The sequence below is a fragment of the Jejubacter calystegiae genome, assembly GCF_005671395.1.
In the GTDB taxonomy this organism is placed as follows: Bacteria; Pseudomonadota; Gammaproteobacteria; order Enterobacterales; family Enterobacteriaceae; genus Jejubacter; species Jejubacter calystegiae.
In genome coordinates, this window is sequence record NZ_CP040428.1 from 3,324,736 (window position 1) to 3,346,454 (window position 21,719).

Below are 21,719 nucleotides of genomic sequence, written 5' to 3' on the forward strand. Positions count from 1 at the left end.
GCGCTGAACCGGGCGTTTTGGGTTTTAGCGGGCGCCACTGGTGGCGGGCTCCGCTTTCTTTTTCTGCGGTTTTCCTGAAAACAGGAAGCGCAGCAGCGGCACTCTCAGGTGCAGCTCGTAGAGCAGGGTCGCAATTACCATCACAAAGGCCAGACCCACCACAAACCCCAGAGTATTGGAGCGGATATGCGGCATGATATAAGCGCCGAAAAACAGCGTTAGCGGATGATGCACCAGGTAAATAAACAGCGAGGCGTTAACAAAGTAGGTGACCCGCGGCGAGTGGAAGTTCAGCAGCCGGTGTCCCAGTGAGAACACCACATTGGTCATCCACAGCCCCATCAGCATGGTGATTACCGCTTCTCTTTCATACATCCAGCCTTCGCCGCTGCCGTAGTGCTGGTTAGCCACATAGGCGATAAAGGCCAGCAGTGAACCGACATAGCAGGCCGGGGAGGGGGTGATAAAGCGGGCTTTCAGCGTCGGATACTTAAAGGCGACGGCGCCCAGGATAAAGAACGGCAGATACATCAGCGTCTGCATCACCGCGAAGTTAAACAGCCCGTCGCTGAGGACAGGCGGCCAGAGGATTAGTAGCAAACGGCGTAGCGCCGCCCAGCCGATCCCTAATCCCAGGAAAATAACGCTCAGCGACAGTAGCGAGAAGTTTCTCTCTCTGACTGGCGCCTGTTTCATTTTTTGAAACAGAATAAGACCAATCGTGGTTAATATCGTCAGCACCAGCAAAAACCAAAGGTGCGAAATCAATTCCCAGACCAGCGTATTATATTTTTGGTAACCGCTAAGCTGTGACCAGTTTGGCTCTCTGGCGCCGACAAATTGCAACATCAAAAATTGCGGCAGGGTTAGCAGCGGAATGGCGGTTAACATCGGAATGCCCACACGTTCGACCCGCACTTTCCACCAGTGACCAGGGCTGTAGCGCAGATAGAGCATCCAGGAAAAATAACCCGAGATAACAAAGAAAACTTGCATGCGGAAGGCATGGATAAAATCGTTAAACAGGGTGAGCCAGTCAGAGGCCTCTGCGCTGTTAACATGCCACTGGTGGCTTGAATAGAGGAGGGAGACATGAAACGGAATCCCCAGTAACATCAGCCAGGCCCTGATCGAATCAAGGAAAAATTCGCGTTGTGCCGGTGGGTTGCTCATAACACTCCTGAGTAATATAAGACTTTTCGCCTTATCCTTAAGACGACTACGGATTACATTTGGCTGCTAACCCTACACTAACGCAGCCTGACTGTCTCCAGGAGAAGCACGGAAAGCGTAATCACTTGACTTATATTCGCTTAAACCCTGAACCGCCAGTATGAACCTGATGGGGATATGGTTGTCGGAAAGTTGAAGTATCCATTAGAATGGATTGGATTGACATTAGCACACAAAGGGGGATGTGCTGACTTTTATGAAAAATAAACCAGAAATGAAGAAACTGCGCTGGTTGGGTGCTGCTGTAATGTTGTCCCTGTATGCCAATTCGGTATGGGCTTTTTCTATTGATGACGTTGCGAAACAGGCTAAGTCTCTGGCAGGTAAAAGCTACGAGGCGCCAAAAAGCAACCTGCCTTCCGCGTTCCGCGACATGAAGTATGCGGACTACCAGCAGATCCAGTTCAATCACGATAAAGCGTATTGGAATAAGCTTAAGACCCCATTCAAGCTCGAATTCTATCATCAGGGGATGTACTTCGACACGCCGGTGACGATCAACGAAGTGACCGCCACGGCCGTGAACAAGATCAAGTACAGCCCGGATTACTTCACGTTCGGTAACGTGAAGCACGACAAAGACACCGTTAAGGATCTTGGCTTCGCGGGCTTTAAAGTGCTCTACCCGATCAACAGCAAAGATAAGAACGACGAAATTGTCAGCATGCTCGGGGCCAGCTACTTCCGCGTTATCGGCAAAGGCCAGGTGTATGGTCTTTCCGCCCGCGGCCTGGCCATCGATACCGCTCTGCCTTCCGGCGAAGAGTTCCCGCGTTTCCGCGAATTCTGGATCGAGCGGCCGCAGCCGAAAGCCAACTGGCTGGTGGTCTACGCGCTGCTGGATTCTCCGCGCGCCACCGGCGCCTATCGCTTTATTATTCGTCCGGGCGAAGAGAGTAAAATCGATGTGCAGGCCAAGATCTACCTGCGCGACAAGGTCGGCAAACTGGGCGTAGCGCCGCTGACCAGTATGTTCCTGTTCGGGGCTAACCAGCCATCGCCGACCACCAACTATCGCCCGGAAATGCATGATTCCGACGGTCTGTCGATCCATGCCGGTAATGATGAGTGGATCTGGCGTCCGCTGAACAACCCGAAACGCCTGGCGGTCAGTACCTACAGCACCGAAAACCCGAAAGGCTTCGGCTTGCTGCAGCGCACCCGCGACTTCTCCCGCTATGAGGATCTGGACGATCGTTACGATCTGCGTCCCAGCGCCTGGGTTCAGCCGGAAGGCAACTGGGGTAAAGGTCGGATAGAGCTGGTCGAAATTCCGACCAACGACGAAACCAACGATAACGTTGTCGCCTTCTGGACGCCGGAGCAACTGCCGGAGCCGGGTAAGGAGATGAACTACAAGTACTCCATTCTGATGACCCGCGATGAAGGCAAACTGCACGATCCGAAGATTGCCTGGGTGCAGCAGACCCGCCGCTCTACCGGTGATGTGAAGCAGGCTAATCTGATTCGCCAGCCTGACGGTACCGTGGCCTTCGTGGTGGACTTCACCGGCGAAGAGATGAAGAAAATGGCGGCGGATACCCCGATTACCGCTCAGGCCAGCATTGGCGACAATGGTGAAATCGTCGAAAACAACGTGCGCTACAACCCGGTCACTAAAGGCTGGCGTTTGACGCTGCGCGTGAAGGTAAAAGACGAGAAGAAGACCACCGATATGCGCGCTGCGCTGGTTAACGGTGATAAGACCCTGAGTGAAACCTGGAGCTACCAGCTACCCGCCAATGAATAAACTGACGACACAAGATTATGTGGAGGCGCTTGGTCTGCCTGCGGAGCAGCAGGCCCGGTTGCCCACAACGGACGTGCGTGAGGTGCACCAGGCGCTGGACGCCGAAGCGCATCGCTATCCGCGTGAGGATGATTCTCCCCTGGGCTCGGTCAGAGCCCGTCTGGAGCATCAGTGGCCGGATTCCGTCGGCAACGGACAGCTCGTTGATGATACCGAAGGGCGCGCCGAGCTACAGGCTATGCCGAAGATTCAGCGTTCATCCATGGTGCCCGAACCCTGGCGTACCAACCCGATCGGCCGCTTCTGGGATCGCCTGCTTGGACGTAATCTGTCGCCGCGCCATCATGCAATGTCCAAAGAGGAGCAGGCCAATGAGCAGAAGTGGCGTACCGTCGGCACCATCCGTCGTTACATCCTGCTGCTGCTGACGCTGTCCCAGACCGCCGTTGCCACCTGGTACATGAAGACTATCCTTCCTTATCAGGGCTGGGCGCTGATCAACCCCGCCGATATGGTGGGGCAGGATCTGTGGATCTCCTTTATGCAACTGCTGCCTTACGTCCTGCAGAGCGGCATCCTGATTCTGTTCGCCATTCTGTTCTGTTGGGTTTCGGCCGGGTTCTGGACCGCGCTGATGGGCTTCCTGCAGTTGCTGATTGGCAAGGATAAATACAGTATTTCAGCCTCGACGGTGGGGGACGAAGCGCTTAATCCCGAACACCGCACTGCGCTGGTCATGCCTATCTGTAATGAGGACGTCAGCCGCGTCTTTGCCGGGCTGCGTGCCACCTGGGAGTCGGTTAAGGCGACCGGGCAGCATAAGCATTTCGATATCTACATTCTGAGCGATAGCTACGACCCCGACATCTGCGTGGCCGAACAGAAGGCCTGGATGGAGCTGATTGCCGAAGTGCAGGGTGAAGGGCAGATTTTCTATCGTCGCCGCCGTCGCCGTATGAAGCGCAAGAGCGGCAACATCGACGATTTCTGTCGCCGCTGGGGCAGCCAGTACAGCTATATGGTGGTGCTGGACGCCGACTCGGTGATGACCGGCGAGTGTCTGACGCAGCTGGTGCGTCTGATGGAAGCCAACCCCAACGCCGGGATTATTCAGTCCGCCCCGCGCGCATCCGGGATGGATACTCTCTACGCGCGCTGCCAACAGTTCGCCACCCGGGTTTATGGTCCGCTGTTTACCGCCGGTCTGCACTTCTGGCAGCTCGGTGAGTCCCACTACTGGGGCCATAACGCCATTATCCGCGTCAAACCCTTTATCGAGCACTGCGCGCTGGCGCCGCTGCCGGGCGAGGGTTCTTTTGCAGGATCGATTCTGTCGCACGACTTTGTGGAAGCCGCGCTGATGCGCCGTGCAGGCTGGGGCGTGTGGATAGCCTACGATCTGCCGGGCTCCTATGAGGAGCTACCGCCGAACCTGCTGGACGAACTGAAACGCGATCGCCGCTGGTGTCACGGCAACCTGATGAACTTCCGCCTGTTCCTGGTGAAGGGGATGCACCCGGTGCATCGTGCGGTGTTCCTGACGGGGGTGATGTCCTATCTGTCGGCGCCGCTGTGGTTTATGTTCCTGGCGCTCTCCACCGCGCTTCAGGTGGTGCACGCCCTGACTGAGCCGCAATACTTCCTGCAACCGCGACAGTTGTTCCCGGTCTGGCCCCAGTGGCGTCCGGAACTGGCGATTGCGCTGTTTGCCTCGACTATGGTGTTGCTGTTCCTGCCGAAGCTGCTGAGCGTCATCCTGATCTGGTGCAAGGGCTCGAAGGAGTTTGGCGGCTTTATTCGCGTAACGCTGTCGCTGTTGCTTGAAGTGCTGTTCTCCGTGCTGCTGGCGCCAGTGCGTATGCTGTTCCACACCGTATTCGTGGTCAGCGCCTTCCTGGGCTGGGAAGTGGTCTGGAATTCGCCGCAGCGTGACGACGACTCCACCCCCTGGGGCGAAGCCTTTATGCGTCACGGCTCTCAGTTGCTGCTGGGTCTGGTATGGGCTGCCGGCATGGCGTGGCTCGACCTGCGTTTCCTGTTCTGGTTGGCGCCAATTGTCTTCTCGCTGATTCTGTCGCCGTTTGTATCGGTGCTCTCCAGCCGGGCGACCATCGGACTGCGCACCAAGCGCTGGAAGCTGTTCCTGATCCCGGAAGAGTATTCCCCGCCGCAGGTGTTGGTGGATACCGAAAAGTATCTGGCGCTCAATCGCTCGCGGGTGCTGGATGACGGCTTTATCCACGCGGTGTTTAACCCGGCCCTGAATGCACTCTCCTGCGCCATGGCGACGGCCCGTCACCGTGCCAGCCAGGTACTGGAAATTGCCCGGGATCGCCACGTAGAGCAGGCGCTTAATGAAACGCCTGACAAGCTGAACCGCGACCGTCGCCTGGTGCTGCTGAGCGACCCGGTGACCATGACGCGGATGCACTATCGCGTCTGGGCGAACCCGGATCGCTACTCTTCATGGGTTCAGCAATATCAGTCGGTAACGTTAAATCCTGAGACGCTTAAGGCTCAGTGATAAGGAATATGCCGGCGGTAACGTCGGCTTTTTTTTGCCCGGGACGGGCGCGGACGTCTAAAGAGGATAGCCGTTGAGAATTATCTTTGTCATTATTGCCGCTCTGCTTTTGAGCGGCTGCGGCAGTATTATCAGCCGTACGATACCGGGGCAGGGCAACGGTAATCAGTACTACCCCGGTGTACAGTGGGATTTGCGCGACTCGCCGTGGCGCTATGTGACGGTGCTTGACCTGCCGTTTTCGCTGGTCTTCGATACCCTGTTGCTGCCGATAGATAGCCATCATGGGCCTTACGAGTAATTTCTTTCTCCCTTACGGTGAACGGGTCAGGGGAATACGCCCTCTCCCTTTCAGGGAGAGGGCGGGGTGAGGGTGACAGGCAGCTCCGGCGCCTGGTAGTCAATATCATTGAGGCTCTGTTTCAGAATAAAAGCGGCGGAATATGGGGCGGTAGTGGACTGTTCCGTTCACTTTTCGCGACTGCTTCTCTGTTGATTCACAGCAGGTAGAACGGGTCAGGGGAATACTCCCTCTCCCTTTCAGGGAGAGGGCCGGGGTGAGGGTGACAGGCAGCTCCGGCGCCTGGTAGTCAATATCATTCCTGAGGCTCTGTTTCAGAATAAAAGCGGTGGAATATGGGGCGGTAGTGGACTGGTCCGTTCACCGGTTCCGAAACCGACATATAAAAAATAACCTTAAAGTGAACGGAACCTTCATCAGCGTGACATATTCCGCCTGAAAACAGCACCGCAGTAATAATATTCCCCGTCAATGAAATAACACTGAAAACACACAGGAATATTGCAAGCCAGATTCAGGAAACAGAAATTCAGCCCACCACTGTGATTTATTACAGGTTAAAATACCAATAGCGATTTTTTATTCAAAGGAGGAAGAGAGAAGCAAGACCCACTGATTAATACAGACGCGACCCGCCAGTGCACGAACACTGACAGGCCGCTAACCACAACCAACTAACAAGGAGTTGATTATGGCTGATACCCATCATAAGCCACGCCCCGCTATTTCCAAAACGCAACGCAACCTGACCGTCGGATATATCAGCGTCACGAAAATAGCCTGACCTGCAAAACAACTTGCTACGACCGCCGCCCCAGCCTGCATCTGAAAGGCCGCCGGCTGAGTGAAGCCGGGTTTGAAATCGGCTGTCCGGTTAAGATGACCATTGAGTCGGGCAGAATCATTATCTGCCCCGGCTAAACGCGATAAACCGTCACTCAGCGCTCGTCCCACTCGTCCGCCGCGGCTTCCCCCTCTTCGGTATCCAGCGGCGGTTCGAGCTGGAACTCGCCCTCGTCCCATTCATGCAGGGTGTTCTCTTCCTGCCACTCCTCTTCGATTTCAATATCTTCATAGTCACCATCGAAGACCTCCTGGGCCGCCTCTGCGCTAAACAGCGGCAGGCATTCTCCCTCTTCCTCTTCGGTAGCGAAGAATTCGGCCAGCCACATAACGTCGCCATCCTGCAGAATATATTTCTGCAGGGCCAGTTGCTGGACGGGGGTATCTTCGCCGTTGGTGGCAATAAACTCTTCGCGTGCGGCGTCGATGGCTTCTTCAAGCGTGGTGTACATTGACATAGCGTGCTCCCTGAGTTGACCTGATTTCTGGAAAGAATAGACGAACTGTGGCGCAGCAGAAAATATCGTGGAAAAAAATTAGCAGGTTTAGATCGACGTGGGATTCAGGCGCCCGGGAGTGCCCCGGGCGCAGGATATGACTAATAGCGGGAAGGAACCCCTTCCGGGCGGGTCTTAAAGCGGCGGTGTAACCACATATATTGGTCGGGAGCCATCATAATGCAGCGCTCGACCACCTTGTTCATCCAGGCTGCGGTGGCTTCCGCGCTTTCCAGCGGCGGATCGTTTTCCGGCTCCAGCATAATCAGCTCATAGCCTTTGCCGTTCGGCTTGCGGCGCGGCACAAAGGGGACGATACAGGCCTTAGAGGTGCGGGCCAGCATCCAGGTGCCAGAAGTCGTGGCGGCCTGATCCACCGCGAAGAAAGGCACGAAGACGCTGGTACGCGGGCCGTAGTCATGATCCGGGGCATACCAGACCACCTCACCGCCTTTCAGCGCCCTGATCATCCCTTTCAGGTCTTTTCGGTCGATCATGTCTTTGTTGGAGCGCATTCGCCCCCAGGTCTGTAACCAGTCGAGCACCGGGTTATCGTTGGGACGATAGACGCCAATGCCCGGCTCCTGCATGCCAAACATCCGGGCTCCTAACTCCAGGGTCAGAAAGTGAACCCCGATCAGCAAAATGCCTTTTTTCCGGGCGTGTAGCTCTTTTACTGGCCCCATGCCTGAAACCTCTGACCAGCGGGCGATACGCCAGTCAGGCCAGAACCAGGCCATACCCGTTTCCAGAACCCCCATACCCACGGATTCGAAATTCTGCCGTACCAGGCGCTGGCGCTCTGCTTCCGACATCTCGGGGAAGCACAGCTCAAGGTTACGATGGGCAATCTGCGCCCGACGTTTAATCAACTTCATCGACAGCCAGCCGAGCAGACGGCCGATACGCCAGATAACCGGGTAGGGAAGCAGTACCACCAGCCAGAGTACGCCGATACCCAACCAGGTGAGCCAGTATCGGGGGTGCAGCAGGGCGCGGGAAAATTGTGGTAAATGAGTCATGAAAATTCCATCAACTAATGGCAACGCCACGAAGAGCTATATTGTGACATTTATTTGTGTCACCGCCAAAACCGCGAGCACCGGGTGGCTGAACTCTCGCCATATTTGGCGCAGGCGGCATCATATTGTGTGCAGAATGTAGCGTAAAATGTGTGGATGTAAATTGGCCGCTGTTGCTATATGATGCCGCGCCACAGATAAGCGTTTACCGATTGCAGGAAAAAACACCATGCCAGTGTTACATAACCGAATCAGTAACGAGGAGTTGAAAGCGCGCATGCTGGCTGAAAGCGAACCGCGCATCACCATCTCGTTCTATAAATATTTTACTATCGACGATCCCAAAGCGACCCGTGATGCGCTGTATCAGGCGCTGACGGCCCTTAAGGTCTTTGGTCGGGTCTATCTGGCCCATGAGGGTATCAACGCGCAAATCAGCGTGCCCCAGAGCCGGGTGGAGTCCTTGCGCCAGACGCTGTACGGTTTTCACCCGGCGCTGGACGGCCTGCGTCTGAATATCGCGCTGGACGATGACGGAAAATCGTTCTGGGTGCTGCGCATGAAGGTGCGCGAGCGCATCGTGGCGGATGGTATTGAGGATCCCAACTTCGATCCTTCGAACGTGGGTGAGTACCTGACCGCCGACGGCGTTAACGCCATGCTGGACGATCCCGACGCGCTGTTTATCGATATGCGTAATCACTATGAGTACGAAGTCGGTCACTTTGAGCGGGCGCTGGAGATCCCGGCCGATACTTTCCGCGAACAGCTACCGAAAGCGGTAGAGATGATGGAGCCTCACCGCGAGAAAAAGATTGTGATGTACTGCACCGGCGGTATTCGCTGTGAAAAGGCCAGCGCCTGGATGCGGCATAACGGCTTTAAGCAGGTGTATCATATTGAGGGCGGCATTATTGAATATGCGCGTCGGGCCAGGGAACAGGGGTTGCCGGTGCGTTTTGTGGGTAAGAACTTTGTGTTCGATGAACGTCTTGGTGAGCGGATTACTGAAGATGTTATCGCCCATTGCCACCAGTGTGGTACCCCCTGTGACAGCCACACCAACTGTAAAAACGACGGCTGTCACCTGCTGTTTATTCAGTGTCCTCGCTGTGCGGAGCAGTATCAGGGCTGCTGCAGCGAACTCTGTCGTGATGAACTGCAACTGTCGCCGGAAGAGCAACGCCAGCGTCGGGCAAAGCGTGAAAATGGAATGAAGATCTTTAACAAGTCGCGCGGACGGCTGAATACCCTGACCGGTATTCCCGATCCCGACTAAGGAAATCGCCCCGCCGCCCGGCGGGGCTGGGGAATTATTGACGAACCCCTTCCACGGAGATAATCAGATCCACTTCCTGAGAGGCCGGACCCAGATCTTTGGTGATATTGAAGTCTTTCAGGCGAATTTTCCCTTCCGCTTCAAAGCCTGCGCGATAGCCGCCCCAGGGATCGTCTCCCTGGCCCAGCAGTTTTGCTTCCAGGGTTACCGGCTTAGTGACGCCGTTCAGCGTCAGATTACCGGTGATGTCCAGTTCGTCGCCATCTTTCTTCACTTCCGTTGAGGTGAAAGTGGCCTGCGGGAATTTTCCTGTGTTCAGGAAATCGGCGCTGCGCAGATGCTTATCGCGCTCGGCGTGGTTGGTGTCCAGGCTATTGGTATTGATGGTGACATTCACTTTATCGGCGGCAGGGTTCTTTTCATCGAAGGTAAAGCCGCCGTCGAAGTCTTTAAAGGTTCCGTACAGCCAGCTGTAGCCAAGGTGCTGGATTCGGAAGTTGATAAAGGCGTGCTGCCCCTCTTTATCGATCTTGTACTCCGCGGCCAGCGCCGGGGCGCTGGTGAACATCATGGCGCCAAGGGTCAGTCCCAGCAGGCATTTTTTCATCATTTCACTCCATAGTTAACGTGACGTTTTGCCCAGCATGCGCCAGAGCGTAACGTCTTTATCAATTAAGTGGTGCTTTAATGCGGCCAGCCCATGAGCGAGGGAGAGTAATACCACGCCCCAGGCGAGCCACAGGTGAATATCTCCTGCCAGATCGGCCTGCTCGCCCGCGCCGCTCAGCGTGGCGGGAACCTCAAACCAGCCGAAAACGTTAATGGGTTTACCATCGGCGGTAGAGATCAGATAGCCGGTAAAGATAATGGCGAACAGACCAAAATAGAGTAGCAGGTGCGCCACCGCCGCACTAACGCGGGTAAAGCGCGAATAACTGTCAAGTGGGGGAGGCGGTGGTGATATCCAGCGCCAGACTACGCGGGCCAGCATAACCAGCAGCAGCATAATGCCGATACTTTTATGCAGTTCAGGCGCCTTATGGTACCAGCCGTCGTAATAACCCAGCGTGACCATCCACAGACCTAAGCCAAACATACCATAGACCGTTAACGCCACCAGCCAGTGGAACAGGAGCGCAAGATGCCCGTAGCGCGATGGTGAATTACGCCATTGCATATCAGAATTGCCAAAATAATTATCGGTAGCGCTAAATGTGTCCTGGAAAATTACTATCTGCAACAAAAAAATAACGTCAGGGAATAGTATTTTTATGATATTCAAAAAATATGAAAAAGAAATGCTATTTATTATCAATAATGCAGAATTAATGGTGTGCTATCAATGGTGATGAGATGTACTGCAATGAAAAATAACAATTTATTCTAACTTTTTTAATCATCAAATAATTTTTCTGAAAAAGATGATATGCTATTGTTTGTCAATAAGTGTCAATCTCATACGCTATTTCAGGGTTAAATAAGCAACCCGGGTGATACTCTTTTCCATTATCACCGATGGTAAATCACCTTATGGATAGTTGTATTATTCACCATAGCGCTATCCCGCACTGTAATTTCATTGGTGTTTTTCACTATAAAAACGTCATTTTATTGATGTTTATTGCTGCAATATGTCGCAAATGATAGTGATAAAAGTCGCAAATTTGATTGCAGGTAGATTTTTGTGTAAATTAAAGTTATGTAAGTCGGGCGGCATGCTACAGATAGCCCCCGATTTTTCTCTGCGTTATAGCTTTCACACCCTGCGTGGCGCCTGTTGGCGGAGTACCACGCGCAACAAGGACGAGAAAGCTATGATGCCGTCAGCATAATCAGGTCATTATCTGAGGGATATTCATGAGCAATCATTCGGAAAAACAACAGGCTCAGCGCCATAGTTTCTGGCGCAAGCGTCAGAAGAAAACGCTATCGGTCGATGATATTACGATTGTCGATCAGCAGATGCTTAAGCGCGCCGTTGGCGCCGCTGCCCTGGGTAACGCCATGGAGTGGTTTGATTTTGGCGTTTACAGTTTCCTGGCCGTTACCATCGGTAAGGTCTTCTTTCCCGGCGGCAGCCCGGCGGTTCAGCTTATTGCCACCTTTGGCGCTTTTGCCGCCGCCTTCCTGGTTCGTCCGCTGGGCGGCATGGTATTTGGACCGCTGGGGGATCGTATTGGTCGCCAGAAGGTACTGGCTTTCACCATGATCATGATGGCGATAGGGACCTTCTGTATCGGCCTGATCCCCGGTTACGACCAGATAGGGATTGCGGCACCGCTGCTGTTGCTGGTGGCGCGTCTGGTTCAGGGGTTCTCTACCGGCGGTGAATACGGCGGTGCGGCGACTTTTATTGCGGAATACTCCACCGATAAGCGGCGTGGTTTTATGGGCAGTTGGCTGGAGTTTGGTACGCTGTCTGGCTATCTGCTGGGGGCGATACTGGTCACTGGCATGACCGCGCTGTTGACCCAGCAGCAGCTTATGAGCTGGGGCTGGCGTATTCCGTTCTTTATCGCCGGGCCGTTGGGGCTGTTCGGGCTCTACATCCGTCTGAAGCTTGAAGAGACGCCGGCCTTCCAGAAGCATATGGAAAAACAGGAGGCGCTGGAGCACAGCAAACCGCAGATTGGTCTGTGGGAAATGCTGTCACGTTACCGCATCCAGATGCTGAGATGTGTTGGCCTGGTGCTGGTGTTTAACGTCTCTAACTATATGTTGACGTCATACATGCCCAGCTATCTGACCAGCGTGCTGGGAATGAGCGAGCTGAGCGGCCTGATGCTGGTGATGGTGGTCATGTTTATTATGATGCCGCTGACCCTGGCTTCGGGGTACTGGAATGACAGGCTTGGCCGTCGTCCGGTGATTATGTGTGGCGCCATCGGCCTTATCGTGCTGGCGATTCCGGCGCTGTGGCTGATTGGTAGCGGCTCGATGTCGGCCATCTTCCTGGGGCTGGTGATCCTGGGCGTACTGCACACCTGCTTTAGCGGCACCATGCCGGCCACTCTGCCTGCGCTATTTACCACCGAAGTGCGTTACAGCGCGCTGGCCATTGGCTTTAACCTGTCGGTCTCGCTGTTTGGCGGCACCACGCCGCTGCTGACCAGCTGGCTGGTGGAAAAGACCGGTAACGTGATGATTCCGGCCTGGTATCTGATGGGGGCTGGCGTTATCGGGGTGATCACCGCTTTCTTTATGCGTGAAACCGCGCGTAAGCCGCTGCACGGGTCGGCGCCTGCTGTGGGGAGTGAAGAAGAGGCGCATCGCCTGGTGCAGAAGCTGGAACGTCAGGCAGAGAATCTGCCGGCCAGTCAATAAGCCGGCAGAGGGGTCAGCTAAAGCGGCTAAGTCGGAAAGGGGTGAGATCGAAGGGCGATGGGTTACCGCGGGCAAAATCGCAGGCGATCTCGCCCAGTACGCTGGCGAACTTAAAGCCGTGTCCGCTCAAACCGGTAATCACCATGGCTTCCGGCATATCCGGTAGCCTGTCGATGATAAAATCCTCGTCCGGGGAGTTATCGTAAGTACAGGCTGCGCCGTGCAGACAGACGCCCACGCCGGGAAGAATCTGGCGCAGAAAGCTGAATACCTCGCTGCCGTCGCCGGGCAGGGCACCGAACGGCTGACGCTGGTCAGGCGAGTCGATAAGCTGTCCGCCGTTGTGTTTACCGATTTTCAGTTCGTTATTTTCGGCGGGGAAGCCGTAGAATTGATCGCCATTGGGCAGCTCGCCGGTAAAGGCCGGGAAGTGATTTTCTGCGCTGTAGCGGCCATCGGCCTGGTGCCAGGCGAAGATTTTACGTACTGGCGTGACGGGCAGATTGGGCACCAGACGTTTAACCCAGGTACCAGCGCTAATCAGTATTCTGGGGGCGCTGTAAGTGCCGTCGATAGTTTCCACTTCAACGCCACCCTCACAGCGGCGTATCTCCGTGACCGGGCAGTTAAAGAGTTGAGCACATCCCGCCTCACGGGCAAGGCGGATCCAGGCCGTAATCGCCGTTTCGCAGTACAGCACGCCTGAGTTGGGTTCGAACAGTCCCAGATAGTCGTCCGGTACGGCAACCTGCGGCCAGCGGGTTACTAATGCCTGAGCATCAAGCTTTTCCAGCGGCAGCTTCCACTGTGCTGCGCTCTGCTCGACGTTATGCATAAAATCGGAGCTGGCAGGGCCCAGATTCAGCACCCCGGTACGAGCGAAGATGCGCTCGCCGCTCTCTTTATGTAACTCATCCCACAGCTCCTGGGCCCGCAGGACCAGCGGCAGGTACTTTTCGCCTTCGCCGTAAGCGTGGCGAATCAGGCGGGTGGCGCCGTGATGGCTGCCTTCGTCATGGGGAGGATGGGCGCTGTCCGTCATTAAGACCCGCAGACCGGCACGGGTGGCGTACCAGCCAGCGGCGGCGCCTGTCGAACCGCTCCCGACGATGATTAAATCGTAATCCATGCTGCTCTCTCTATTGTGGTGCTATCACTGCAGGGTAATTAACCTGTTGATAACACACAAGCCCGAAAAATAAAAAAGGCGCCGTGTCGGCGCCTTGCAATGATTTATTTTTGATTTAGTGCTTAAGATGGTCATTCACCGGGTATTCCCCCGATTCGATTTTGGCTATTCCCGCCTCGAGAATAGAAATAAACTGGCGGGCAACATCGGTGGTTAACCAAAGGGTCTGGCCAACTTCAGTTTCGTCCGGCTGAGCTTGATTCGCGGTCAGGTAGTGCAGGCGTAACATCAGAGCATCGTAACTGTCTACGGTGCTGATATCCCATCCGACAAGGGGATGAGTCTGAATTACTTCGTTATTTTTTTCCATGATACCCCCTTAATACGTGTTTGTAGCAACGGACTGTGAGGATCAATGCATATTTTATTCGTGAAGCAGTATCATTATATCAAAAAACAACCAGTACTGCAGTCTGAATAAAAATTAAGATTACTGATTGCGCTTTTTTTGATTAATACGAGCAATAAATCATCGTTTCGATGGGAATGGGATTAAAATTTCAGAGAGTATTCTTAAGAAACGTAACGGAGGGAAAAAAGCCGGGCGGCGAATCCCGGCAAAATAGCACAAAGAAAGAGAGGGGCGTCAGGCGGAGTAAAACCAGTCGTCGGCGCTTTCCCAGGTTTCCTGCAGAATGTCGCGAATGCGTTCTTTATCATCCGACGAACCGCCAATGACGGAGAGATTATTGCTGGCGGCATAGCGCACCAGAATCTGCCCCGGGCTTTCGGGAAAGGCATTTTCAATACGACGCGAGAATTCGCCGCTAAGCGCGTCGAGAGCGCCGGGCGGCAACACCGTGGTCCTGGCAATGGTCACTTCAATACGCATAAAAAAATCCCCTGTTGGTGATGCTGTATATATATACAGTTAAGCCGTGCGACTTGCAACAGGGGAATGACGATTATCGTCAGCCGTTAGCGTTTAACCGACCAGGCCAGAGTCTCACCCGCCAGGAAAGGGATTAAAGCATCATCGCTAAGGGCAATACTTTCCGGCATCTGTTGCGGTTCACGCACCAGTTCAATGGTCTCTTCATTGACCGGCAACCCATAGAAGCGTGGGCCATTGAGCGAACAGAAGGCTTCCAGATGCGCCAGCGCGTCCAGCTCTTCAAACACCGTGGCGTAGGCGCCCATAGCTGCCGGGGCGTTAAAACAGCCTGCGCAGCCGCAGCAGGCCTCTTTACGGTGGCGGGGATGTGGCGCGGAGTCAGTCCCCAGGAAGACGCGATCGCAGCCGCTGGCGACCAGCTCGCGCAGAGCCTGTTGATGCACGTTGCGCTTGAGGATCGGCAGGCAGTAGAGGTGCGGGCGCACGCCGCCGACCAGCATATGATTACGGTTAAACATCAGATGCTGAGGCGTAATGGTGGCCGCCAGCCGCTCGTTGCCGTCGCGTACATACCAGGCTGCTTCCTGGGTAGTGATATGCTCGAACACCACTTTCAGGCCGGGTAGACGCTGGCGCAGCGGTTCCATCACGGTTTCAATAAAGCGCGCTTCACGGTCGAAAATATCGATATCGGCATGGGTGACTTCACCGTGTACCAACAGAGGCATACCGATTTTTTCCATCCGCTCCAGTACCGGCATAATGGCATCAATGCTGGTGACGCCGTGGCTGGAGTTGGTGGTCGCGTTGGCCGGGTAGAGTTTGGCTGCGGTAAAGACGCCCGCTTTCATACCGCGCTCCAGCTCATCCGGATCGAGGGAATCGATCAGATAGCAGGTCATCAGCGGCTCAAAGTGGTGATTGGCGGGAACGGCGTCCAGAATGCGCTGGCGATAGGCCTGGGCGGCTTCTACCGTGGTTACCGGCGGGACCAGGTTGGGCATCACAATCGCCCGGCCAAAGGTGGCGCTGGTCCAGGGAACTACGGTCTGCAGCATTTCGCCATCGCGCAGGTGAAGGTGCCAGTCATCGGGGCGGCGGATTTTTAAAACCTGGATCTGTTCGGTCATGGAGGTGCTCCGGCTAAAGGGAATCGGTCGGGTGGGGCCTGATTATGCCGGGCACTAAGGATAAGCGGAAACGTTTTCCTTTGCACCCCCCGGCGTAAAATTTTCCGGGGGGGCGGGGGAGGATTAATCCGTGAAGGGGATGATTATCTCGCCGGGTTTCACTTCAATGCCTTTGGCGTATTTCTTCGCCATGGCTTCGCCTTTACTGTTGTCTTCGCGCAAAACGTAGGCCGGTTTCTGGTTAAAGTAGCTACGCAGCGACTGATTCAGATAGGGAACGATAGTCTGGAGTACCGACTCCATCTTTTTCGGTTCGATGGTCGTGTCCACTACTTCCATTTCACGCAGGTAAATAGCGCCCTGTTCCGCATTGAAGAAGGGTTGCGCTTTCAGGGTAAGCTTCATGGTGGCTTTCTGATTACCGAACAGCGAACTCATATCCAACTGGGCATCCCCGGTCAGGGTGACCTTATTGGGTTCTTCACGGCCAATCTGGCTGGCCAGGTTGGTCAGTACGATATGGGCATCGGCCACGCCGGGCACACCAATATCTTTGGAGAAATCATTGCGCTTCGCCAGCGCCTGGTTAATCTCCTGTTCGCTGATAGTATAAGACGTGAGCTGGTTACATCCTGCCAGCAGGCCGCCAATCACCAGCGCCGCGGCCATTACAAACTTTTTCATAGCATTCCTCTTTTGCATGCCGGATCCTCAGATCCTGACACAAAGCAGCATCCTGCACCAGCGGGAAGATAACCAGCAGAAAAAACTGAAAACTCCCCGGCGGGCAGAGGACGATGAGGGCTGGCGGATTGATTTGCGTCTGTTTGGCCATCCGCCATGCACTATAGTAATGGTTAGGCTGGCGAGGAGGGGAAAGATGAACAAAATAGTTCCCTGTCTGTGGCTACAGGAACGGGCGCAGGAGGCGGTCAGTTTCTGGCTACAGGCGTTTGAAAACGGCCATGAGCGGATGCGTAACTACTACCCGGACGATCGTCATCTCCCCCGGGGAACGGTGATGACCGTCGATTTTAGTCTCTGGGACTGTGAGCTCCTGGCGCTTAACGGCGATGCGAAAATGCCGTTTTCCCCTGCCCAGTTTCTGCGTGTCGACTGCAGCTCTCGCGAGCGGCTTGAGCGACTGTGGGCGGCGCTAAGCGAAGGCGGAAGCGAACTGATGGCGCTGGACAGCTACCCGTTCAGCGACTGTTTTGGCTGGCTGGCGGATCCCTTCGGCCTTAACTGGCAGCTACGGCTGGCGGATCGTGATGAGATTGCGCCCGGAATGATGTTCTGCGATGCGCTATATGGTCGGGGAAATGAGGCGATTGCCGCCTGGGGAAACGCCCTGGCCCCCTGTGAGAGGGAGGAGGCGATCCTCAATCCGGACGGTACGCTCCAGCAGTCGCGCTTTCTGCTGTGTGGCCAGCCTTTCCTGTTACAGGAAAACGATCATTCCCACGATTTTGTGCTGTCCAGCGCCTTTTCGCTGTGCGTCTGGTGTGACAGCCAGAATGAGATCGACAGGCTGTGGCGGATTCTGGGCGAGGGGGGACAGGAGATCGCCTGCGGTTGGCTGCGCGATGCCTTCGGTCAGTGTTGGCAGATTCTGCCGCGGGAGCTGCCGATGCTGCTGGACGGGCGCCAGCAGCATAAAGCGTATCAGGTGATGCAAGCGCTGTACCCGATGAAGAAGATCGATCTTCAGCAACTGCACGATGCCTGGTTGAACGCCTGAATGACGCAAAGGGAGAGCGAACGCAAAAAAGGGCATGTTGCTGTTTTCACGCGGGTTACCGGACGTTTATAGTAAGAGAATCTGAGCCGGATGACCAAAGCGACGAACATAAGAGATAAGGAGACAGGGAATAAGATGTTTGGCTACCGTAGTCATGTCCCGAAAGCGCGACTCACGACAGAGCGTCTGGTTGTGCGGCTGGTCCATGCCAGAGACGCATGGCGACTGGCCGACTATTACGCGGAAAATCGCCAGTTTCTTAAGCCCTGGGAGCCGGTGCGCGATGAAAGTCACTGTTATCCTTCAGGCTGGCAGCCGCGTTTGGCGATGATCGAAGAGCTGCACCGTCAGGGCAGCGCCTTCTATTTTGCCCTGCTGGATCCCGACGAACATGAGATCCGCGGCGTGGCTAACTTCTCTAATGTGGTGCGCGGCTCGTTCCATGCCTGCTATCTGGGCTATTCGCTGGGTGAGAAATGGCAGGGGCAGGGGATCATGTTCGAGGCGCTGACCTCCGCCATTCGTTATATGCAGCGCACCCAGCATATTCATCGTATTATGGCTAACTACATGCCTCACAATCAGCGCAGTGGCGCGCTGCTCGCCCGGTTGGGATTCAAAAAAGAGGGCTATGCCCACGACTATCTGTTGATTAACGGCGTCTGGCGCGATCACGTGCTAACGGCGCTGACGACCCCATCATGGGTCCCCGGCCGCTAAAGCTTGCTCAAAGGAGAGAAGATGAAGTATCAGTTCAGCCCGCTTCAGGCCCGTCTGATTGGCTGCCTGTTGGAAAAGCAGGTCACCACCCCGGATCAATACCCTATGTCCCTTAATGGCGTTGTCGTTGCCTGTAATCAGAAAACCAACCGCGATCCGGTGATGAACCTTTCCAACATTGACGTCCAGGAGACCCTGGATGAGCTGGTCAAACGCCACTACGTCAGCACCCAAAGCGGTTTCGGCAGTCGGGTGACCAAATATGAGCAGCGTTTTTGCAATTCGGCCTTTGGCGATCTGAAACTTTCCACGGCGGAGGTGGCGCTGGTGACGACGCTGTTGCTGCGCGGCGCTCAGACGCCGGGTGAGCTGCGTAGCCGCTGTGCCCGAATGCATGAGTTCACCGATATGACGGAACTGGAAAATACCCTGGAAAGACTGGCTCAGCGCGATGACGGCCCCTTTGTGGCACGTTTGCCCCGGGAGGCGGGCAAACGCGAAAGCCGCTATATGCATCTGTTCTGCGGTGAAGTGGCGGCAGCGGAGCCGGAAATCGCTGAACCGCAGGCCAGTGCTCCTGGTCTGACGCAGCGTGTGGAACAGCTGGAGCAGGAAGTGGCGGAGCTTAAAGCGCGTCTCGATTCTCTGCTGGCGCACCTGGGAGACTAAGCGATGAGGCAGCTACGTATTGGGGTGGTGGGGCTGGGGAGCATCGCGCAAAAGGCCTGGCTGCCGGTGCTGGCCGCCGCCAGTGACTGGCAACTGGTGGGGGCGTTTTCGCCCACCCGCGAACGGGCGCTACCGGTTTGCCAGACGTATCGTATCGACTATTTCTCATCGCTGGCGGCGCTGGCTGCGCAGTGCGATGCGGTCTTTGTTCACAGCGCTACCGCCAGCCATTACGCGGTGGTCAGCGAACTGCTCAGCGCCGGAGTCCACGTCTGCGTGGATAAACCGCTGGCGGAAAATCTGCGCGATGCCGAAAAGCTGGTGGCGCAGGCCAGCCAGCAGCGGCTGTCGCTGATGGTCGGCTTCAACCGTCGCTTTGCGCCGCGCTACCAGGCGCTGAAGGCGACAACCGGCGAACGGGCCTCGTTGCGCATGGATAAACATCGTGCCGACAGCATCGGCCCCGGCGATCTGCGCTTTACCCTGCTCGATGACTATCTGCATCTGGTGGATACCGCTTTGTGGCTGGCCGGGGGGGATGCCAGGCTATCCAGCGGTGCTATCTGTACCAATGATGAAGGGCAGATGCTGTGGGCCGAGCATCACTTCCAGCGTTCTCAACTCCAGGTCACCACCTGCATGCATCGCCGGGCTGGTAGCCAGCGCGAGCAGGTACAGATGGTGACCGACGGCGGTTGGCTTGAGGTAACCGATATGCGCGAGTGGCGTGAAGAGCGGGGCGCAGGCGTAGTGACCCTGCCGGTGCCTGGCTGGCAGAGTACCCTTGAGCAACGCGGTTTTGCGGGCTGCGCCCGCCATTTTATCGATTGTGTGGCAAATCAGACGGTTCCGGAAACCTCGGGCGAAGAGGCGTTACGTGCCCAGCGCGTGGTGGAGCAGCTGTGGCGCGAGGCCGTCAGCGAATAACCAACGGTAACAACTCCCGGTAGTAATTCATTTTAGCTCGGGTAGACTAAGCGCTTCCTAATCAGACCGGCGCCTGTATTACAGGCGCCCGCGTTGTCTATGGAACAAGGGATCCATGAATTTATTAAAATCGCTGGCGGCAGTCAGCTCTATGACCATGTTTTCACGCGTGCTGGGTTTTGCACGCGATGCCATTGTGGCGCGCGCCTTTGGCGCAGGGATGGCGACAGACGCCTTCTTTGTGGCGTTTAAACTTCCCAACCTGTTACGGCGGATCTTTGCCGAAGGGGCCTTCTCCCAGGCCTTTGTGCCTATCCTTGCGGAATACAAGAGCAAAGAGGGTGAAGAGGCGACCCGGCTGTTTATCGCCTATGTCTCCGGGCTGTTGACCCTGGCGTTGGCGGTGGTCACCATCGCCGGAATGCTGGCGGCGCCCTGGGTGATTATGATTACGGCGCCGGGCTTTGCCGATACGGCGGATAAATTTAACCTCACCAGCCAGCTGCTGCGGATTACCTTTCCTTATATCCTGTTGATCTCGCTGGCATCGCTGGTGGGGGCCATTCTCAATACCTGGAACCGCTTTTCGGTGCCGGCCTTTGCTCCCACGCTGCTGAATATCAGCATGATTGGTTTTGCGCTGTTTGCCGCGCCTTACTTTAATCCTCCGGTACTGGCATTGGGCTGGGCGGTCACCGTCGGCGGTGTGCTACAGCTGTTTTACCAGCTGCCACATCTGAAAAAAATTGGCATGCTGGTGCTGCCGCGCGTGAGCTTTAAAAACGCCGGGGCGCTGCGGGTGGTGAAACAGATGGGGCCCGCAATCCTCGGCGTTTCGGTCAGCCAGATCTCGCTTATTATCAACACCATTTTCGCTTCGTTTCTGGTCTCCGGTTCGGTCTCCTGGATGTACTATGCCGATCGCCTGATGGAGTTTCCTTCCGGCGTGCTGGGCGTGGCATTGGGCACCATTCTGCTGCCGTCGCTCTCGAAAAGCTTCGCCAGCGGTAATCATGATGAATACTGCCGCCTGATGGACTGGGGGCTGCGTCTCTGTTTTCTGCTGGCGCTGCCCAGTGCCGTGGCGCTTGGCGTGCTGGCTAAACCGCTGACCGTATCGCTGTTTCAGTACGGTAAATTCAGCGCCTTCGATGCCGCGATGACCCAGAGGGCGCTGGTGGCCTATGCGGTAGGCTTGATGGGGTTGATCGTGGTGAAGGTGCTGGCGCCGGGCTTCTATTCGCGCCAGGACATTAAAACCCCGGTGAAGATTGCGATTGTGACCCTGATTATGACCCAACTGATGAACCTGGCGTTTATCGGCCCGTTGAAGCATGCCGGTCTGGCGCTCTCTATCGGTCTGGCGGCTTGTCTGAACGCCAGCCTGCTTTACTGGCAGTTGCGTAAACAGGATATTTTCACGCCACAGCCGGGCTGGATGCGTTTCCTGGTGCGTCTGGTGATTGCTGTGGTGGTGATGGCGGCGGCGCTGGTAGGGATGCTGTATGTGATGCCGGAGTGGTCGCAGGGGGGCATGCCGTATCGACTGGCGCGTCTGATGGCGGTGGTGCTGGTGGGGGTTGTGGCTTACTTCGCCACGCTGGCGCTGCTGGGCTTCCGGCCCCGGGATTTTGCCCGCCGTACCGCATAACGCGAATTTCACTAATCGGACCCGGTCAGCTTGTGCTGACCGGGTTTTTTTATCTCTGGCGATCCTGCAGGGAGAAAAATAGTG

At 55.6% G+C, this 21,719-nt stretch carries 21 protein-coding genes; 11 read left to right on the forward strand and 10 right to left on the reverse strand.

All coding sequences use genetic code 11. The features are described 5' to 3' along the window. Window positions 1–24: 24 nt before the first annotated feature. Entirely contained in the window at window positions 25–1,173 is a 1,149-nt protein-coding gene (mdoC, locus tag FEM41_RS15370) for a glucans biosynthesis protein MdoC (RefSeq protein WP_138096995.1), read from the reverse strand. A gap of 274 nt (window positions 1,174–1,447) precedes the next feature. Between mdoC and mdoG the strand changes: the two genes are divergently transcribed. From mdoG to FEM41_RS24930, 4 genes are all read left to right on the forward strand, one after another. After that, window positions 1,448–2,983 carry a glucans biosynthesis protein MdoG gene (mdoG, locus tag FEM41_RS15375; protein WP_138099222.1) on the forward strand — a complete coding sequence of 512 codons (1,536 nt, stop codon included), beginning with the start codon at window positions 1,448–1,450 and terminating at the stop codon, window positions 2,981–2,983. Then, on the forward strand, window positions 2,976–5,507 hold the full coding sequence (gene mdoH, locus FEM41_RS15380) for a glucans biosynthesis glucosyltransferase MdoH (RefSeq protein ID WP_138096997.1): 2,532 nt from the start codon (window positions 2,976–2,978) through the stop codon (window positions 5,505–5,507). Before mdoG ends, mdoH begins: the two co-directional genes overlap by 8 nt. Window positions 5,508–5,580: 73 nt before the next feature. Then, on the forward strand, window positions 5,581–5,808 hold the full coding sequence (locus tag FEM41_RS15385; protein ID WP_138096999.1) for a YceK/YidQ family lipoprotein: 228 nt from the start codon (window positions 5,581–5,583) through the stop codon (window positions 5,806–5,808). An 819-nt stretch (window positions 5,809–6,627) separates the two neighbouring features. After that, the gene (locus FEM41_RS24930) at window positions 6,628–6,729 is read left to right on the forward strand and encodes a SymE family type I addiction module toxin (RefSeq protein WP_241666646.1); all 102 of its coding nucleotides are present in this window, start codon (window positions 6,628–6,630) and stop codon (window positions 6,727–6,729) included. A gap of 17 nt (window positions 6,730–6,746) precedes the next feature. On the opposite strand, the gene FEM41_RS15395 is transcribed toward FEM41_RS24930, so the two are convergent. Continuing rightward, window positions 6,747–7,109: a MysB family protein gene (locus FEM41_RS15395; RefSeq protein ID WP_138097001.1), complete on the reverse strand. Its 363-nt coding sequence runs from the start codon at window positions 7,107–7,109 to the stop codon at window positions 6,747–6,749. Window positions 7,110–7,249: 140 nt separating this feature from the next. Then, window positions 7,250–8,170 (reverse strand): Kdo(2)-lipid IV(A) acyltransferase, encoded by a 921-nt coding sequence (locus FEM41_RS15400; protein WP_138097003.1) that lies wholly within the window; start codon window positions 8,168–8,170, stop codon window positions 7,250–7,252. Window positions 8,171–8,399: 229 nt separating this feature from the next. Between FEM41_RS15400 and trhO the strand changes: the two genes are divergently transcribed. After that, window positions 8,400–9,449 carry an oxygen-dependent tRNA uridine(34) hydroxylase TrhO gene (trhO, locus tag FEM41_RS15405; RefSeq protein ID WP_138097005.1) on the forward strand — a complete coding sequence of 350 codons (1,050 nt, stop codon included), beginning with the start codon at window positions 8,400–8,402 and terminating at the stop codon, window positions 9,447–9,449. 34 nt (window positions 9,450–9,483) lie between these two features. Here trhO and FEM41_RS15410 read toward each other — a convergent pair whose 3' ends face one another. Together FEM41_RS15410 and FEM41_RS15415 are read right to left on the reverse strand one after the other, a co-directional pair. Next, complete coding sequence (locus FEM41_RS15410) at window positions 9,484–10,056, reverse strand: YceI family protein (RefSeq protein WP_138099223.1); 573 nt, start codon at window positions 10,054–10,056, stop codon at window positions 9,484–9,486. 15 nt (window positions 10,057–10,071) lie between these two features. Further along, window positions 10,072–10,626: a cytochrome b gene (locus tag FEM41_RS15415; RefSeq protein WP_138097007.1), complete on the reverse strand. Its 555-nt coding sequence runs from the start codon at window positions 10,624–10,626 to the stop codon at window positions 10,072–10,074. A gap of 680 nt (window positions 10,627–11,306) precedes the next feature. Here FEM41_RS15415 and proP point away from each other — a divergent pair. Further along, on the forward strand, window positions 11,307–12,773 hold the full coding sequence (proP, locus tag FEM41_RS15420; protein ID WP_138097009.1) for a glycine betaine/L-proline transporter ProP: 1,467 nt from the start codon (window positions 11,307–11,309) through the stop codon (window positions 12,771–12,773). 13 nt (window positions 12,774–12,786) lie between these two features. On the opposite strand, the gene solA is transcribed toward proP, so the two are convergent. The 5 genes from solA to FEM41_RS15445 all read right to left on the reverse strand — a co-directional run bounded on the left by solA (window position 12,787) and on the right by FEM41_RS15445 (window position 16,611). Next, window positions 12,787–13,902, reverse strand: a complete 1,116-nt coding sequence (gene solA, locus FEM41_RS15425) for an N-methyl-L-tryptophan oxidase (RefSeq protein ID WP_138097011.1) — start codon at window positions 13,900–13,902, stop codon at window positions 12,787–12,789. A gap of 115 nt (window positions 13,903–14,017) precedes the next feature. Then, the gene (bssS, locus tag FEM41_RS15430; protein ID WP_138097013.1) at window positions 14,018–14,272 is read right to left on the reverse strand and encodes a biofilm formation regulator BssS; all 255 of its coding nucleotides are present in this window, start codon (window positions 14,270–14,272) and stop codon (window positions 14,018–14,020) included. Window positions 14,273–14,548: 276 nt separating this feature from the next. Then, window positions 14,549–14,794, reverse strand: coding sequence for a DNA damage-inducible protein I (dinI, locus tag FEM41_RS15435; protein ID WP_138097015.1), 246 nt, complete (start codon window positions 14,792–14,794; stop codon window positions 14,549–14,551). Window positions 14,795–14,880: 86 nt separating this feature from the next. Beyond that, complete coding sequence (pyrC, locus tag FEM41_RS15440) at window positions 14,881–15,927, reverse strand: dihydroorotase (RefSeq protein WP_138097017.1); 1,047 nt, start codon at window positions 15,925–15,927, stop codon at window positions 14,881–14,883. A 123-nt stretch (window positions 15,928–16,050) separates the two neighbouring features. Next, window positions 16,051–16,611, reverse strand: coding sequence for a lipoprotein (locus FEM41_RS15445; RefSeq protein WP_138097019.1), 561 nt, complete (start codon window positions 16,609–16,611; stop codon window positions 16,051–16,053). A gap of 196 nt (window positions 16,612–16,807) precedes the next feature. Between FEM41_RS15445 and FEM41_RS15450 the strand changes: the two genes are divergently transcribed. The 5 genes from FEM41_RS15450 to murJ all read left to right on the forward strand — a co-directional run bounded on the left by FEM41_RS15450 (window position 16,808) and on the right by murJ (window position 21,635). After that, a complete protein-coding gene (locus FEM41_RS15450; RefSeq protein ID WP_168198805.1) occupies window positions 16,808–17,668 on the forward strand; it encodes a VOC family protein in 861 nt (286 codons plus the stop codon). A 135-nt stretch (window positions 17,669–17,803) separates the two neighbouring features. After that, window positions 17,804–18,388: a ribosomal protein S5-alanine N-acetyltransferase gene (gene rimJ, locus FEM41_RS15455; protein WP_138097023.1), complete on the forward strand. Its 585-nt coding sequence runs from the start codon at window positions 17,804–17,806 to the stop codon at window positions 18,386–18,388. 21 nt (window positions 18,389–18,409) lie between these two features. After that, window positions 18,410–19,057, forward strand: a complete 648-nt coding sequence (locus FEM41_RS15460; RefSeq protein ID WP_138097025.1) for a YceH family protein — start codon at window positions 18,410–18,412, stop codon at window positions 19,055–19,057. 3 nt (window positions 19,058–19,060) lie between these two features. Continuing rightward, window positions 19,061–19,984: a Gfo/Idh/MocA family protein gene (locus FEM41_RS15465; RefSeq protein ID WP_138097027.1), complete on the forward strand. Its 924-nt coding sequence runs from the start codon at window positions 19,061–19,063 to the stop codon at window positions 19,982–19,984. 115 nt (window positions 19,985–20,099) lie between these two features. Continuing rightward, window positions 20,100–21,635 (forward strand): murein biosynthesis integral membrane protein MurJ, encoded by a 1,536-nt coding sequence (murJ, locus tag FEM41_RS15470; RefSeq protein WP_138097029.1) that lies wholly within the window; start codon window positions 20,100–20,102, stop codon window positions 21,633–21,635. The last annotated feature ends 84 nt before the right edge of the window (window positions 21,636–21,719 follow it).

Coding starts and splice junctions, on each gene's coding strand:
- FEM41_RS15460 (WP_138097025.1), top strand. CDS start 18,410: ATGAAGTATCAGTTCAGCCCGCTTCAGGCCCGTCTGATTGGCTGCCTG.
- bssS (WP_138097013.1), bottom strand. CDS start 14,272: ATGGAAAAAAATAACGAAGTAATTCAGACTCATCCCCTTGTCGGATGG.
- mdoG (WP_138099222.1), top strand. CDS start 1,448: ATGAAGAAACTGCGCTGGTTGGGTGCTGCTGTAATGTTGTCCCTGTAT.
- mdoC (WP_138096995.1), bottom strand. CDS start 1,173: ATGAGCAACCCACCGGCACAACGCGAATTTTTCCTTGATTCGATCAGG.
- FEM41_RS15410 (WP_138099223.1), bottom strand. CDS start 10,056: ATGAAAAAATGCCTGCTGGGACTGACCCTTGGCGCCATGATGTTCACC.
- pyrC (WP_138097017.1), bottom strand. CDS start 15,927: ATGACCGAACAGATCCAGGTTTTAAAAATCCGCCGCCCCGATGACTGG.
- rimJ (WP_138097023.1), top strand. CDS start 17,804: ATGTTTGGCTACCGTAGTCATGTCCCGAAAGCGCGACTCACGACAGAG.
- proP (WP_138097009.1), top strand. CDS start 11,307: ATGAGCAATCATTCGGAAAAACAACAGGCTCAGCGCCATAGTTTCTGG.
- solA (WP_138097011.1), bottom strand. CDS start 13,902: ATGGATTACGATTTAATCATCGTCGGGAGCGGTTCGACAGGCGCCGCC.
- FEM41_RS15400 (WP_138097003.1), bottom strand. CDS start 8,170: ATGACTCATTTACCACAATTTTCCCGCGCCCTGCTGCACCCCCGATAC.
- murJ (WP_138097029.1), top strand. CDS start 20,100: ATGAATTTATTAAAATCGCTGGCGGCAGTCAGCTCTATGACCATGTTT.
- FEM41_RS15450 (WP_168198805.1), top strand. CDS start 16,808: ATGAACAAAATAGTTCCCTGTCTGTGGCTACAGGAACGGGCGCAGGAG.
- mdoH (WP_138096997.1), top strand. CDS start 2,976: ATGAATAAACTGACGACACAAGATTATGTGGAGGCGCTTGGTCTGCCT.
- dinI (WP_138097015.1), bottom strand. CDS start 14,794: ATGCGTATTGAAGTGACCATTGCCAGGACCACGGTGTTGCCGCCCGGC.
- FEM41_RS15415 (WP_138097007.1), bottom strand. CDS start 10,626: ATGCAATGGCGTAATTCACCATCGCGCTACGGGCATCTTGCGCTCCTG.
- FEM41_RS15395 (WP_138097001.1), bottom strand. CDS start 7,109: ATGTCAATGTACACCACGCTTGAAGAAGCCATCGACGCCGCACGCGAA.
- FEM41_RS15465 (WP_138097027.1), top strand. CDS start 19,061: ATGAGGCAGCTACGTATTGGGGTGGTGGGGCTGGGGAGCATCGCGCAA.
- trhO (WP_138097005.1), top strand. CDS start 8,400: ATGCCAGTGTTACATAACCGAATCAGTAACGAGGAGTTGAAAGCGCGC.
- FEM41_RS15445 (WP_138097019.1), bottom strand. CDS start 16,611: ATGAAAAAGTTTGTAATGGCCGCGGCGCTGGTGATTGGCGGCCTGCTG.